This is a genomic window from Mycobacterium palustre (genome assembly GCF_002101785.1).
GTDB lineage: Bacteria > Actinomycetota > Actinomycetes > Mycobacteriales > Mycobacteriaceae > Mycobacterium > Mycobacterium palustre.
This window is the reverse complement of record NZ_LQPJ01000136.1, coordinates 1-14480: the sequence shown is the minus strand read 5'-3', so window position 1 is coordinate 14480 and position 14480 is coordinate 1. Positions and strand designations below refer to the sequence as shown.

Genomic DNA, 14480 nt, shown 5'->3' with positions numbered 1-14480 from the left:
CTCGCAACACCGCGGTAGCTGGCTACGCGCACGACCTGACTACGGGTTAGGAATCGCCTTAGATTTCAATAAGTTACGCGGGCCGTGCCAAGCTCCCGGGGCCATTCGACGGTCATGTCCTATGCCAATATGGCTGGATTCTAAAGGAGTCGGACGTTCCCTACCGACTGGGGGTCGGCGCGCGGTGGTCGATCATGGTCATCTCGCTGGGCGTCACGGCGACGTCGTTTCTCTTCATCAACGGGGTTGCGTTCCTGATTCCCTCGCTGCAGGCTCGTCGGGGCATCCCGTTGACCGAAGCCACGCTGTTGTCGACCATGCCGAGTTGGGGCATGGTCGTCACGCTCGTTCTCTGGGGCTACGTGCTGGACCGGGTGGGCGAACGGGCGGTGCTCGCGCTGGGCTCGGCCCTCACGGCGGCCGCGGCCTACGCCGCGGCGTCGGCCCACTCGATGGCAATGATCGGCACCTATCTCTTCCTCGGTGGGATGGCCGCGGCCAGCTGTAACGCCGCCGGGGGCCGCCTGGTGTCCGCATGGTTTGCGCCCCGCCAACGCGGCTTGGCGATGGGAATCCGCCAGACCGCGCAACCGTTGGGCATCGCATTGGGTGCCCTGGTGATACCGGAACTCGCCGAACACGGACCACGCCGGGGGCTGATGTTTCTCGCCCTGATGTGCACCGTGGCCGCCGTCGCCAGCGCGATCGGCATCGTCGATCCGCCCCGCAAGCCGCGGCGGACGGCCACCGCCGAGGAGCTCGCCAGTCCCTACCGCGACTCGTGTGTGTTGTGGCGAATCCATGCGGCGGCCGGCCTGCTGATGGTGCCGCAGGCGGTGACCGTGACATTCATGCTCGTGTGGCTGATGCATCACCGCGGCTGGTCGGTCGCGGCCGCCGGGGGCCTGGTCACCCTTTCACAGGTGCTCGGTGCGGTGGGCCGAATCGCCGTCGGCCGCTGGTCGGATCGCGTCGGCTCGCGCCTGCGGCCCGTTCGTACCATCGCGATGGCCGCGGCCGTGACCCTGTTGCTGCTCGCCCTCACCGACAGCACCGGTTCCGCATCCGGGGTGTTCCTGATGGTCGCCATCTCGGTAATCGCGGTGCTTGACAACGGGCTGGAGGCCACCGCGATCACCGAAGCCGCCGGCCCATTTTGGAGCGGCCGCGCGCTAGGGGCGCAGAACACGGCCCAGCGGCTGACGGCCGCGGCCGCCCCGCCGCTTTTCGGTGCTCTGGTCATGGCATCCGAATACCCTGCGGCATGGGCGCTTTGCGCGCTGTTTCCGTTGGCCGCGGTGCCCCTGGTTCCGCTCGGCCGGGATCGGTCCGCCGCCGCGAACTCGACATCCAGTTCGGTGCGGCCGCGCGGCAGCGATGTGGGCGCGCGAGGTGCGCGACGATGGGTCGTTCCACTTCACCGACGGCATCTACACCGTGACCGACTTCAACGAACTGATCGATCCGCCGAATGATGTTGCGGCCGAACAGGTCTAGAAACCTGAGTCGCCACCGCCGCCCGAGTCGAATCCCCCACCGAAGTCGGACCCACCGAAGTCGGACCCGCCGCCGAAATCCGAGCCGCCGAAGTCGAAGCTGCCGCCGCCGGAGTCATAGCCGCCGGAGTAGTCGTTGGCGCCGAACCCGGTGTCTGCACCGCCGGAGTATTCGTAGTTGCCGTCGAAGCCGACATCGCCTTGCTGGCTGTCATAACTGCCGTTCTGATTGCCGTCGGCGGCGTTGGTATCGGCCCACGCCGAATCTCGACCGTCCTCGAAGCCGCGTTCGTAGCTGCCGCCCCAGTGGTCGTCCAAAAGCGCGTCCATCAGCAGCACGTCGGTGAGCGCCCAACCCCAGCCCGCCCCCCAGAACGGGTACGGGTAAAAGCCGGGGTAAAAGAACACTCCGTTGTAGTAGCCGCCGGGATAGTAATTGGTGTAACCCGGCTGCTGGGTGGTGGTGTAGTTGTTGTTGTTGATCGTCACGTACCGGCCGTCGGGGCTCTTCGCTCGCACCGTCGCCTGCCTGCGTTCCCCTTCCGGCACCGCCGCCACCGCCTCTACGTCGGGCTGTCTGGGCGCGTACCCGCCCGCGTCGTGCGGGTTGAGCTTGCGATTGGCTTTGGCGGCGGTCGAGCGCACCACGGCGAGGTGCGCTCGCGCGGCGGTGTAGTCGCCCGCCTCGTACGCCTTGCGCGCGTCGTAGAGGCTGGCGTTGGCCTTCAAAGACTCGGCGCTGACGTCGACGCTGCTGTCGTTCACCACCGCGGTGGCGAGGTCACTGGCATCCGATTCGGCGGCGATCAACTCCTGCTTGACCTGTTCACGTGCGTCGGCGTCCTTGCGCCGCTTGCGATTTCGTCGCACGGCGAACCAAATCAGGCCGGGCACCGCAAGGACGACGGCGACGACGACCAACGTCGCCCACAGCGACGTCCCGCTGGTGTGCCTGGCGGTCGCGACGGGCGAGGTGGTCGCCGGCCCACCGGACGCCACGGTCACGTCGGCCAGCTTGGTGACGAACTCGCTGGTCGCGCCGTAAGGGTCGTTGCGGTGGTCCCGGGCCGACTGACCCATGAACGAATTGACGCTGTCCGCGATCACCTTCGGAACGTTGTAGGCGCGCACATGGTAGCCCCGCGAATCGATCACCAAGATGACTCCGCTGAACGCGGGATCGCGACCCAAGAACGCGTTGTGGATGGCATCGGCCGTCGTCACGCCGGTCTGGCTGGGCGCCACCGCCGCCACCCACACGGGCGGTCCCGGGCTCCAGGTCCACCGGCTGGTCAGAATCTGCCGGTTCAGCCTGTCGGGGTTCTGCAGCGGCGGGTTCGCCGCCGAGTCGGCCACCACATGGTTCTGGGCGTCGAACCGGCTGACCACCTGATCGGTGTAGGTGTCGGCCGATGCCGTCGGCGCCAGCAGCGTCGTCAGCGCCAAGAAAAACGAGATCGCCAGTACCCCGCCGAGTCGTGCTGTCACTTGTCTCCTTAGTCGTCTCCTTCGGTGCCCGGCAACACCGCGCAACCTGCTGTACCGATGGAACCACACCTCGCGGCCCGGCCGCGGCGCCGCTGCTGTCCGGGGCGGCGGAATAACGGGTCGCTCGGGGGTGTTGGCCACGCGGAGCAGACAGACTAGGGGTGGTGCCATGAGGTTCGGGATTTCCACGTTCGTCAACGACGACAGCATCGACACGGTCTCGCTGGCGCGCGCGATCGAGGAACGCGGATTCGAGTCGTTGGTGATCGCCGAGCACACCCACATCCCGGCAAGCCGGGAATCGCCGTATCCGCTCGGGGGCGAACTGCCGTCGACCTACTACCGCACGCTCGACCCGTTCGTCACGCTGGCCGCCGCGGCGGCGGTGACGTCGAAGATCGAGCTGTTCACCGGGATCGCGCTGCTGATCCAGCGTGACCCGATCATCACCGCGAAGGAAGCCGCCAGCATCGACCTGATTTCGGGCGGCCGGTTCGTGTTCGGGGTGGGCGCCGGTTGGAATCTCGAGGAGATGCGCGACCATGGCACCGATCCCAAAACCCGCGGGGCGCTGCTGGACGAGCGGATCGAGGCCATCAAGGCGCTCTGGACCGACGAGCCCGCCGAGTACCACGGCAAGTACGTCGACTTCCCGCCGGCGTACAGCCGCCCCAAGCCGGTGCGCAAACCGCATCCGCCGATCTTCATCGGCGGCAACTCCGACGCGACGGTCAAGAGGGTGATTCGGCACGGTGCGGGCTGGATCTCCAACCCAATTCCCGTCGAACAACTCACCAAGCGCGTGGGCCAGCTGCGCGCCGGCGCCGGCCACGACGTTCCGCTGGCGATGTTCGGCACGCCCGACGATCACGACTACTGGCGCGCCGCCGAAGAATTGGGTTTCGACCAGGTGGCCCTGCTCCTACCCACGCGCCCGCGCGACGAGTCGCTGCGCGTGCTCGACCAACACGTCGCCTCGGTCAACCGGTACCGCTCCGGATAAGGCCGACGAACGCCTCGGCCGCCGCCGTGACGCCCGCGTCGTCGTCGGTGGCCACCAGGTCGAGCAGCAGCCCGCGCGTGACGGCGAGGCCGAGGCGCGCCAGCGCGGCATCGGCGGTCCCGCCGGACGCCCTGCCGATCTCGGTCAGCCACGCGTCGACGGCGCCCGGCACCATCCGGACGAACGGCTGCTCGCCCGCCGCGCCGCGCGCGTAGCACTCGAAGAAGAGGCGCTCGAACGGGCGTAGCTCCGGGCGGCACAGGCTTGCCCACATGACGGCCATCGCCTCGGCCGGCTCCATGGGCAGTTCGGACAGCAGCGCCATCTGCCGCCGCTCGACCTCCTCGACGATCGCGAGCAGCAGCTCGTCGCGGGAGGCGAAGTGGTGCAGCAGCATTCGGTGGCTGGTGCCCACCGCCGCGGCCACTTCCCGCAGCGAGCGGTCGCCGATGCCGCCGGCGGCGAACTCCTCGACGAGCGCATCGAGCAGCTGCTGTCGCCGCTCGAGGTCAGGAGGCCGGGCCATGCGAGTGCCGCAGCTGCTCGCTGCGGGCTTTCAGGCCCTGTGCCTCCAAAGCCAGGTAGCGGCGCGTCGTGCCGCGCATGAGGCGCCCGACGACCGCGCCGATCGGTCCGCTCTGGTCGAGCGTCTGGTGCACCAGGGTGCGATCCTCCGAGAGAGGGGTCACCGTGTGGCGAGCGAGCGTCGAACCGCCGGCGGATCGTTGCACCCAGGTCCACGAAGCGCCGGGTTGCAGCTCCGTGACCTGCCACACCAGGGTGGGCAGTTTGGGCTGTTTGATCCGAAAGCGCTTGCCAACGGCGATCTTTGGACCGTCGAGGCCGACGAGCTCGGTCACCGAAGCGGTCCACTCCGACCAGCGCTCGACGTCGGTGAAGACCTCCCACACCAGGTTGGCCGGCGCGTCGATTTCCACATCGCTTTCCGTAATCATGTACCAGATGGTACATGAATTGGGGCGGCGTGTCAGCGGGGCACGCGCAACGCCAGGTAGTACTGGCGCGTCAGGTTTTGGTCGACGGTGTAGCTCACGGCCTTGGCGGCGGCCTCGTGGTCCGAAGCCAGCCAGCGCTCCGTGTGCTGGCGTTCAAACTCGGCCCACGACGCCACGGTGAACCTCTCCATGACGATGTCGGGTTGTTCGGCGCTGCGGTAGAGCCGCCAGCTGTGGCCACCGGTACGGAGCCGGGATCGCCGGACCGCGCTCATCGCCCGTACGAAGTGGTCGAGGTTTTCGGCCGGCACTCGATACCGGACCGTCACCAGCACCGGCCCGTCGTGTGGGTTCGGTTCGAAGACCAGCGTCGGTGACGGCCAGCACGTGGAAATGTCGCGGCTCAGCTGCCCGGTGGAGGGGCGCAGCGGCAGGACGGTGACGCTGAGGGCCGCCGCGGCCAGCAGCGCCCCCGACCAGACCAGCGCGGTGTCGAGGCCGGCCCGAGTGGCGACGAGGCCCCAGATGTACGCTCCGACGGCCTGGCAGCCCGTGAAGACGAGCAGGTAGACCGACAGGCCGCGGGCCCGGACCCAGCGCGGCAACGACAGCTGAGCCGCCGCGTTCAACGACGTCAGGCTGATCAACCACGACATCCCCGATACCACCAGGAGCGGCAGCGCGGCGGCGAACGGCAGCCAGGCGGCCCCCAGCGCCGCGACCGCGTACGCGGCGGCGCACCCTGCCAGCAGGGCGTTGGCCGACACCCTCTGACGCAACGGTGTGGCGACCACCACGGCGAGCACCGCGCCAAAACCTATGGCCCCCAGCGCCACCCCGTAGCCACTGGCACCGAGGTGCCACCGGCGGGCGGCGGTGACGGGCAACAAGGCCAGCAGGGCAGAGGCCGGGAAGACAAAAAGCGCCGCGCGCAACAAGATCCGCCGGAAGATCGGGCCGTTCCACACGTACGCCAGCCCGGTGAGGATGGCCTGGCCGACGTGCTCCCGTTCGATCGGCGCGCGCTGCGTGGGTCGTTGCCACCCCGCCAACGCCACGATTATGGCCGCGAACGAGACGGCGTTGATCGCGAAGACCGCCGCCGGCCCGGCCACGGCCACGACGACGCCGCCGATCGCCGGCCCGATCGCCCGGGCGATGTTGGTCGAGACGCTGGACAGGGTCGCCGCGGCCGGTATCTCTTCGCGTAGCACGATCTCGGGCTGGATCGCCTGCCAGGCCGGTGCCGTCAGCGCGGACGCGCAACCGATGGCCAGGGTGAACATCAACAGCGACGCCGGGCTGAGCCGGCCTAGGTATGTCAGCGCCGCCAGGACCAGGGCGACCAGCACGGCGTAGGTCTGGAGAACCATCAATAGCCGGCGCCGGTCGAACAGGTCGGCAAGCACGCCGGCGAGCAATCCGAGCAGCAGCGTCGGCCCCAGGCTGGCCGTCTGGACGAGCGCCACGACGGTGGCGCTGCTGTGCGCTTCCACCAGAAACCATTGGGCGGCAACGCTTTGCATCCACGTCCCGATGTTGGAGACGAACTGCGCGACCAACAGGTCGCGGTAGATGCGGTTGCGCAACGGGGCGCTCGCCCGCGGTTGGCCGTCACCAGCCTCATGACGCACCGTCACGGGTGCACCGTTCGTCGGCTGCGCGTCTTCGCGACCACTTCGCAACATCAACGGCAGGCGCCGTCTGACATCGGACATGAGCGCAACGCCTTTCGCGTTGGAGAGGAACTCAGAGTTTAATGTCTTGCCCAACGCCCGCACCATAGCTCCTCGGTCCGACGATGCCACCCGACAATGCCTTTGTCAGCCAATCGCTTTGCCGCTGACGACTAGCGCCCAGTCGTTTTGCTCGCGTTCAGTCATGTCGTTCGACGTGACGGCGCCGAAGGCCGCGGCCTCCCGCGCGAATCGGTCCGCGGCGTCGGGCAGCGCGTCGGGACCCTCGAGGCGGAAACAGCTCGGTGTGAGAGGACCGAACAAGAGCGCGCGGCGCAGGTGCGGCCAGCTGTCCAGGGTCGGCTCGACACCGGCGGCCCGCGCGAACGCAAGGGCCACCAGGTTTAGTCGCGATTTCTGTGGGGCGCCCCGACGCGCCCGGTAGGAAGCGATCGCCCGCCGCTGCTCCGCCTCGGTTGGGGCCGGGATCGCCCCGCCCCACGTGTAAGCGATCCACCTCGCCTGAAGTTCAAGCGGGACAAAGTATCCCCCGGCCTGATCCCACATTCCCATGAAGGCCAGCCCGGGAAGGTCGGGATGAAACGTATAGCGATAGGCGTCCATATGCACCGCGTCGGCATCGAGGATCGCGCGGATTTCCGCACTCAGAAATGGCAGCCGCAGTTTGAAACCGGTGCCGAAGAAAATCGCGTCGAATTGCTCGGCTCGATTGTCGGCGAACGTCACCGTCGCTCCCGACACGGAACTTATCCACGGACGCACCGCTATCCGGCCCTCGGCGACCAGCGGCAGATAGTGCTGGCTTAGGGTGACACCCGCGGCGGCGACAGACGGATCGGCGCTCGGCGCGCCGTACTGTTCGGGTCTGCCGGCCGCACCCAGCACGGTTTGTCTCCACTGCCGGTCGATGTCCTCGGGCGGCAGTCGCTCCTCCGCCAGGACCCCGTAGCGCGTATAAAGCATCTGGTCGGTGGGCACGCCGGCGACGAACTTGGGGACGACGTAGCGTTGGCGGCGTTGCGTCACGACGACGCGGGCCGCGCCGAGTTGGGCGAGCTCCGACGCGATTTCGAGCGCGCTGATCGCACAGCCGGCAACAAGCACCCGCTTGCCGCGATAGGCGATGCCGTCCCGGTAGCGAAACGTCGGCAGCGCGCCCCCCGAACCGCAGAAGGTATCGAGCCCCTCGATGTCCGGGATGACCGGCTCGTTGAACCTGCCGCTCGCCACCACCACTCGCTCGAAGTGATCCTCCCCGTCGGCGTGGCTCACGCGCCAACCGTGCTGGTCTGCGCTGATCAGGTCGACCCGGGTGCGGAGCCGGATGCGTGGCCTGAGCGCGAACTTGTCGGCGTAGCGATGCAGGTAGTCGAGGATGTCGCGGTTCGACGGGTAGACGCTGCCGCCGTCGTGCTCGAGGTCGCTAAAGGCGGTCATGGTGCGGCTGCTGTTGGTGTGCATGCTCGGCCAGATGCCGCTAGAGCCGTCCAGCGCCGCCCACTGCCCGCCCAGGGATGTCCCTTGCTCGAAAATTGTGGGCTCGAACCCCTGCGCCGCCAGCCACCGCGCGCCCACCAGCCCACTCGGCCCGGCGCCGATCACCGCGACGCGTCTGGTCACCTCGCAACTCTCGCACGACTCGGGCCCACCGTCGCGCTGAGTGGGAACCGGTTACGTGGAACAGCCGGCCACGCCGACCGTGCGGCGTGGCGCTTCGGGACGCGGCTCGGCGGCGACGATCGCCGGCCGGGGGTCGCCGTTCGTCGGCCGACGCCGGCTCGAGGCCCGGCTGTTGAGCCAGCAGGCGACGCCTCCGACGAGCAGGCCGAGCGCGACACCCGCGTCGGGGCGCTGCCCCAGCATCAGCCACGAGAGCACCGCCGCCACCGCGGGGATGACGGCGAAAAGCATCGCCACGGCCGCGGCGCCGTGGGTGTTGATGGCCCGCAGGTAGAGGCTGACGGCCAGCGTCGCGTTCAGCAGGACGATGCCGCCGACCGCGATGGCCGCCTTCGTGGCGTCATGCACGCTGAAGGGGGTCAGGAGCGCAAGCGCCGCCGCAGGGACCAGCGCGACAGCGTTCTGCATCGCGCTCATCGCTCGGAAGTCGACACCGGCGCAGAACCGCTGCTGGTAGACGCCACCGGCCGAAAGCCCAAGCAGGGCAACAACAAGCAGCACCATCACCGGGTCAACGCCGTGGGTGTTCATCAACCTGGTGGCGCACGCGGCGAGCACGGCGACGACGCCGAGCACCAGCGCGATCACCCGCAGCGGACCGAGCGGCTCGCGCAGAAACGCCGCGGCAAGGATCGCCGTGGTGACCGGATTCATCGCGATGGCCACCGCGCCCAGCACCGCCGGCGAGCCGAGTTGTAGGGCTTCGTACAGGCAGCAGAACTGCACGGCTTGGATGAGCAGACCGGCAACCACAACGTGGCCCAACTGCGCTCCCCGCGGCCAGGGCGCCTTGGCCAGCAGGGTCCACGCGGCCAAAATCGATGCGGCCAGGCTGAAGCGCAGCACCAGGGCGGCCATCGGTGTCATTGCGGCCACCGCCATGGCCCCGATGGGATAGCCGAGCGCGTAGAAGAATGTCACCGCCGAAGCGGTGGTCAACGGCATCCGCGGCTGGTCCATGCGACCCATGCTGACCGAATCGGCCCATGCCGTCCAACGACTATCGGCGATCACCACCGATCATGGCTACTTATCGGTCCCCGCATGACGCGGCCGAAACTCGGCCCCACATCGAAGTGATTGATCGTCTTCCCTAATCAGACTATGGTCCTGGGCGTGGCCCAAGTGCTCGACATTCCCGCCCTGCGCAGCCTCGTCGCCGTCGCCGACTGTGGCGGGTTTCACCGTGCGGCCGCCGCGCTACACCTGAGCCAGTCCGCGGTCAGCCAGCACCTCCGCAAGGTCGAGGGGGTCGTTGGGGGGGCGGTGGTCGAGCGATCGGGCCGCGGCGTCGTGTTCACCGAAGTCGGTCAAAAGGTGCTACGGCACGCCCGCACGATCCTTGCCGCCCACGACACGGCGCTCGCCGATCTGGGCGCAACGGAACACGCGCTGCTGACGATCGGGGCCACCGAACACGGCGCCGACGTGATGCTGGCGGGCCTGACCAAGGCGCTCCGCGAACGGCTTCCGGACCGGCGGCTGCGCTTTCGGCTCGACCGCAACGTATCGCTGGCCGACTCGATCGAACGCGGGCTGATCGACCTGGCCATCATGCTCGACGGTGCCGCGTTGGATCGCGTTAACGCCTCCGGACTTGTTCGGCTGCAATGGATTTCCGGACGCACGTTCGCCGCGTCGACGCGCGAACCGGTACCTTTGGTGATCTTCTCTGAGCCGTGCACGCTGCGCGAGCCGGCCTTCTCGATTTTGGAGGATCGCCAAATCGCCTACGAGGTCGTCGCCGAGTGCGCGGACTTATCCGGGCTCTACGCGGCCGTGCGGTCCGGGTTGGGCGTGGCGCTGCTGCCGATGATCGGAAAGCTACCGGACGGCCTGTGCCCGGCCGAGGGGTTGCCGCCGGCGAACCGCGCATCGGTGTTGGTTCGCGGACGCACCGGCATCGATCCCGACCTGCTCAGCACCGTGGATGCCGTCGTGCGCGACGTGCTGGCCGCCGAAGGCTGAGCCCAGCCGCCGGCCCCCGATGTGGTTGACCGATTCTTTTGTGGGCGCTGGCATTTCGATGCGCCGCGGGATCGGCCGCGATTGAACGACCGAAGGGTCGCCGCTCGGAAAGTTCGTCATCGTGTCGGCGATAAAGAGCATACGACGAGGGTTCGGTGAAAGGCGCCGCCGTGCCAGCGCCGTGGACGCGTCCGCTACCCGCAGGCCGTCCACGCCATAGACCTTGAGGTGTCCGTCGACCACCGACATGGGGTCGCGGCCCATCTTTGCGGCCCTGATTCGTGCCAGTAGGTGGTCACGGCGTCCCGCAGATAGGTCTCCAACTCGGCGCCGGTCAGGTCGCCCGGCATGACCGCGCGTGCGACGAACGGCCGAAGCTCGCCGGAATTGCCGATCTCGCGCAGCGTTTCGACACAGGCGATCGCGGTCTTGAGGTCCTCGGGGTCCGATAGCGCGTTGGCTTCGATCCGAACGGGGCCGGTCGGGTCGTTGCCCGACAACCGAACCCGACCCCGGCTGCGGGGGTGCGTGCGCGAGCCGAACAGGACCCAGCTGTTGTGCGGCAGGCCGTATTTCGCGGTGTTTTCCGCCGTGGGTTTCGGGAACGGTCCTGAACACGCGAACAGGTCCGGTCCCTGGACGTCGGCCAGCCCGGAGTCCCAGAACATCGTCGCCCCCACCTGAGTGCTGCCCTGGATGTCTTCGGGAAACTCCCACACGCAGTCGAACCCGAAGTGGTCCTGAAGGTTGCGCCCGACTCCGGGCAGGTGCTGGCGAACGGTGACGCCGACGCGACGCAATTCGTCTTCGCCGCCGATACCGGAGTGCATCAGGACCTTCGGCGTGTGAATGGCGCCCAGCGACAGGACGACCTCGGCGTCGGCACCGACCCGGTGCACCGTGCCGCCATGGACGACCTCGACGCCGGCGGCCCGGTTGCCGTCGAAGATCACGCGGGTGACCAGTGCGTGCCGAACCACGGTCAGGTTCGGCTGCGGCGGGCGCGGGTTGGTGTAGGTGCGAAACACCGATAGGCGTTTCCCGTCGCGCCAGCACAGATCGGTGATGGCGGCGCCGCGGGCCTCCTCCATCAGGCGGCCGTTGGGACTCTGGTAGGTGGGGATGCCGACGGCCCTGGCCGCCTCGAGGGTCGCCGCGGCCACCGGATGCGCGTCGGGGGCCGGTTGTACGAACACCGGCCCACCCCGGCCCCGATGATTCGGCTCGCCGATGCCGTGCCAGTCCTCGATTCCCCGGTAGAGGTCGAGGATCGGCTCGTATCCCCAGGACGGCTCGCCGGATTCGGAAGCGTAGTGGTCCCAGTCGCTGCGGTGTCCGCGGGCCCAGATCATCAGGTTGATGCTGGACCCGCCGCCGAGCACTTTGCCCATCGAAAATGCGATCGCGCGTCCATGGAGCCTCGGGTCCGGCTCGGACATGAATCCCCAGTCGCGTTCGCTGCCAAGGTTCAGCGGCCATCGGTTTGCCTCGGTCACGCCGGGGACGTCGTCGTTGCCCCCGGCCTCCAGGAGTAGGACCTTGATGTCGCGGTTATCGGCCAGCCGGCCGGCGATCACCGACCCTGACGACCCGGCTCCGCACACGATGACGCCGTAGCGCGCCTCCAACTCAGTATTCACGAAGGTTTCCTCGGGGTCGGCTGGGTTTATCCGTAGATACCTAGGCTTACGGACCGAAAGGGTCGGCGGTTCAATCGCATTCGGGATATGCGGCGCGGCCGCCAACCGCGGGCGTCGCAACGCTTTCCGCGGGTACCCCCCGCGGGTCGAGCCGTGGCGGCCATGCCCGCCAATCGACCGCGGATTGGCAGGCGTGGCCGACGCGCAGCACGGCGGCCTCGCCGAACGCCCCGCCCACCACCTGCAGACCGATCGGAAGTCCGGCGGCGGTGACGCCACACGGCACCGACAGTGCCGGCAGGCCGGCAAGATTCGCGGGGGCGGAGAACCGGATGTACGCCTGCACCGGGTCCTCGGTGACTCCGTCGGAGCGATCAGGACGTCGATGTCGTCGAAGAGCTGCCGCCACTGATGCCGGATGGCGGCTCGCTTGCGTTGCGCTGCAAGGTAATCGATGGCCAACACCGACGCTCCGGCGCGTAATGCCTGGCGCACGTCGTCGGTGTGCAGATCGCCGTGTTCGTGCAGCATCTGCCGGTGGTCACTGGCGGCCTCGGCCTGCAGGATCGCGAATTCGGTAGTCATCACGTCGTCGGTCGTCGGAAGCCGGACTTCGCGTAGTCGCACGCCCAGGTCCGCGAGCCGTGCGCACGCCGCGTCAACGGCATCTTTGACTTCCGGGTCGACGCGCTCGGTGCAGAGTTCGCGGGCACGCCAACCGTCGTTCCGGCCACATCGCCGCCAAGCGCGGCCGATAAGTCTGCCCAGTGCAACGATCACTCCTACGAGAGGAAGACCCCGACTGGGAACCGGCAAATCCCAGCCGAACCTCGACCGGCATAATCAGGTGGCTTGTTCATGCGTAGCCACGGCGCGGATGAAGTTGTCGGCGAAAACGTCACACAAAGCGTCGATATCGGGTAATTGCTGTTGCGCCACGCCGCCGGCGACCGGCCGTGTGAACATGTGGATCATTATCGGACCGAGCAGTTGTTGGATTAGCAACAGTCGGGGCAGTTCGCGGATTCGGCCGGCGCGGATCTCGGCGTCAAACCAACGGCCCAGTATCGCGAATACACGGGGACCGGTGTAACCGAAGAGGGATTGGACGGCTGGGCTGTCGGGGCGCGAGAACGCTTCGGCGAACATTGCCGGAGCCACGCGGGGTTCGCGGATCAGCGCGTCAGCGAGTACCCGGTAAAAGGACCGCACCGTGTCCGGCAGGTTACCGCGCGGTCGGTCGAGAAACTCCTCGACGTCCAGGACCGGGGTGTGCCGCTCGAAGACGGCACGCAGCAATTCGTCCCGGCCGCCGAAGACCGCGTGCAGACTGTATACCGAACATTCCGCTCGCTCAGCAATGGCCTCTAATGTCGCTGCGGCCAAACCGAATTCGCTGATCAGCGCCGCGGCCGCATCCAAGGCGCGCGTGCGTACGGGGGGTAACCCACCGGGATCGACGCCGGTGGCGCGGACCGCGGCGTCTAAGGCGACCCGCGACCCCCCGAGGCGGCGCAGCAGGGTGCTGCGCGAGACGCCGGCCTCGGCGGCGATCGCGACGACGGGAACGTCGGCGACGTCCTTGGCCAGCTTCTCTGCAGCCCGCAGTGCGGCCCGCACCAACTCCGAAGGCACGGCTACATCCGGATTCGAGGCCGGCAGTGCACCGTCGGTGCCAATAAGGTTGCCTGCCATGGTATCTCCCACGTCGATTCAGCGTTGCCCTCTTTGTGATACACTACCCCATGTATGCTTTAATTGCATTTCACGCGTGGGGCTGACGTGGCGCGCTGCTGGCAGGGCGCCGAAGAACGCTGGGGCCGAGGAGGCTGTCATGGATGCTTCGGTATTGGAGAGCTACCGCAAGAACTGGCCACGGGTCGGTGCGGTGCTAGGCATGGTCCTCGGGGGCGCGACCGCGTTGGCGAGTCGAGGCAAAGTCACCAACTTGCGGGCGCTCTCGGCGGTCAATGCGATCGCCTTGCTGGTGCATCAGTACGAGGAATACGAAGACCCAGGCTACTTTCCCGGCCAGTTCAACCGTGGCATGTTCAAAAGCGACCAACCCCTGAACTACCCGCTGAACACCCACAACGCGATGTGCATCAACACCGCGATCGCCTACCCTTTCTACGCCTTGCCGATGCTGCTACCCAAGGTGAAGTGGTTGGGCATCGCGCCGGTGCTCTTTGGGATGGGCCAGGCCGTCGGGCACGGTGTGGTCTTTCCGGTGATGTCGCGATCCAAATACAGTCCAGGCTTCCTGGCATCGATCTTCTTGCACACCCCAATCGGTTTGGCGTACCTGGCCGCCCTGAAAAAACACGCTGCGGTCACCCGCGGTGACTGGATCAAGAGTGTCGCCTACATGGTCATGTTCGCCCTACCTTTCGGACTGTCGGTTGATGGTTCGGGCCAGGAGTGCGGGATGATCAGCCGGTGCTGGTGAGGCAGGTATGGCTTTCATGTTCGCTGCACTTAATGGCCAAGGAGGCTCGGCCGCCTGCCTCGCCGCTTCTTTCTGACCGCTGATTAGGGACTGCGATTGATCG

Annotated in this window: 11 protein-coding genes and 2 pseudogenes; 4 read left to right on the top strand and 9 right to left on the bottom strand. The window is 67.6% G+C overall.

Annotation, left to right across the window (positions count from 1 at the left end; translation table 11 throughout):
- Nucleotides 1–194: 194 nt before the first annotated feature.
- On the top strand, nt 195–1475 hold the full coding sequence (locus AWC19_RS23240) for an MFS transporter (protein WP_085080456.1): 1281 nt from the start codon (nt 195–197) through the stop codon (nt 1473–1475).
- A gap of 18 nt (nt 1476–1493) precedes the next feature.
- Here AWC19_RS23240 and AWC19_RS23235 read toward each other — a convergent pair whose 3' ends face one another.
- Entirely contained in the window at nt 1494–2984 is a 1491-nt protein-coding gene (locus AWC19_RS23235; protein ID WP_085080455.1) for a hypothetical protein, read from the bottom strand.
- A 169-nt stretch (nt 2985–3153) separates the two neighbouring features.
- Here AWC19_RS23235 and AWC19_RS23230 point away from each other — a divergent pair, with 169 nt between their 5' ends.
- A complete protein-coding gene (locus AWC19_RS23230) occupies nt 3154–3987 on the top strand; it encodes an LLM class F420-dependent oxidoreductase (RefSeq protein WP_085080454.1) in 834 nt (277 codons plus the stop codon).
- On the opposite strand, the gene AWC19_RS23225 is transcribed toward AWC19_RS23230, so the two are convergent.
- The 5 genes from AWC19_RS23225 to AWC19_RS23205 all read right to left on the bottom strand — a co-directional run bounded on the left by AWC19_RS23225 (nt 3965) and on the right by AWC19_RS23205 (nt 9280).
- Nucleotides 3965–4513: a TetR/AcrR family transcriptional regulator gene (locus AWC19_RS23225; protein WP_085080453.1), complete on the bottom strand. Its 549-nt coding sequence runs from the start codon at nt 4511–4513 to the stop codon at nt 3965–3967. The genes AWC19_RS23230 and AWC19_RS23225 overlap by 23 nt on opposite strands.
- Nucleotides 4497–4943 (bottom strand): SRPBCC family protein, encoded by a 447-nt coding sequence (locus AWC19_RS23220; RefSeq protein ID WP_085080452.1) that lies wholly within the window; start codon nt 4941–4943, stop codon nt 4497–4499. The genes AWC19_RS23225 and AWC19_RS23220 overlap by 17 nt, the downstream gene beginning before the upstream one ends.
- Nucleotides 4944–4975: 32 nt before the next feature.
- Complete coding sequence (locus AWC19_RS23215) at nt 4976–6583, bottom strand: MFS transporter (RefSeq protein ID WP_245849272.1); 1608 nt, start codon at nt 6581–6583, stop codon at nt 4976–4978.
- A 183-nt stretch (nt 6584–6766) separates the two neighbouring features.
- The gene (locus AWC19_RS23210; RefSeq protein ID WP_085080451.1) at nt 6767–8260 is read right to left on the bottom strand and encodes a flavin-containing monooxygenase; all 1494 of its coding nucleotides are present in this window, start codon (nt 8258–8260) and stop codon (nt 6767–6769) included.
- A gap of 51 nt (nt 8261–8311) precedes the next feature.
- A complete protein-coding gene (locus AWC19_RS23205; RefSeq protein WP_211284983.1) occupies nt 8312–9280 on the bottom strand; it encodes a DMT family transporter in 969 nt (322 codons plus the stop codon).
- 144 nt (nt 9281–9424) lie between these two features.
- Between AWC19_RS23205 and AWC19_RS23200 the strand changes: the two genes are divergently transcribed.
- A complete protein-coding gene (locus tag AWC19_RS23200; RefSeq protein WP_142281372.1) occupies nt 9425–10288 on the top strand; it encodes a LysR family transcriptional regulator in 864 nt (287 codons plus the stop codon).
- Nucleotides 10289–10620: 332 nt separating this feature from the next.
- Here AWC19_RS23200 and AWC19_RS23195 read toward each other — a convergent pair.
- The 3 genes and pseudogenes from AWC19_RS23195 to AWC19_RS23180 all read right to left on the bottom strand — a co-directional run.
- Nucleotides 10621–11865: pseudogene (locus AWC19_RS23195) on the bottom strand (GMC family oxidoreductase); the annotation flags it as partial.
- A 133-nt stretch (nt 11866–11998) separates the two neighbouring features.
- A pseudogene (locus tag AWC19_RS30890) lies at nt 11999–12708 on the bottom strand (amidase family protein).
- Between the two features lie 63 nt (nt 12709–12771).
- A complete protein-coding gene (locus tag AWC19_RS23180; RefSeq protein WP_211284988.1) occupies nt 12772–13563 on the bottom strand; it encodes a TetR/AcrR family transcriptional regulator in 792 nt (263 codons plus the stop codon).
- A gap of 136 nt (nt 13564–13699) precedes the next feature.
- Between AWC19_RS23180 and AWC19_RS23175 the strand changes: the two genes are divergently transcribed.
- The gene (locus tag AWC19_RS23175; RefSeq protein ID WP_158090929.1) at nt 13700–14377 is read left to right on the top strand and encodes an HXXEE domain-containing protein; all 678 of its coding nucleotides are present in this window, start codon (nt 13700–13702) and stop codon (nt 14375–14377) included.
- Nucleotides 14378–14480: the final 103 nt, after the last annotated feature.

Excerpts from the sequence above, each read along its gene's own strand:
- AWC19_RS23240 (WP_085080456.1), top strand. The coding sequence starts at position 195 with ATGGTCATCTCGCTGGGCGTCACGGCGACGTCGTTTCTCTTCATCAAC.
- AWC19_RS23230 (WP_085080454.1), top strand. The coding sequence starts at position 3,154 with ATGAGGTTCGGGATTTCCACGTTCGTCAACGACGACAGCATCGACACG.
- AWC19_RS23225 (WP_085080453.1), bottom strand. The coding sequence starts at position 4,513 with ATGGCCCGGCCTCCTGACCTCGAGCGGCGACAGCAGCTGCTCGATGCG.
- AWC19_RS23220 (WP_085080452.1), bottom strand. The coding sequence starts at position 4,943 with ATGATTACGGAAAGCGATGTGGAAATCGACGCGCCGGCCAACCTGGTG.
- AWC19_RS23205 (WP_211284983.1), bottom strand. The coding sequence starts at position 9,280 with ATGGACCAGCCGCGGATGCCGTTGACCACCGCTTCGGCGGTGACATTC.
- AWC19_RS23200 (WP_142281372.1), top strand. The coding sequence starts at position 9,425 with ATGGTCCTGGGCGTGGCCCAAGTGCTCGACATTCCCGCCCTGCGCAGC.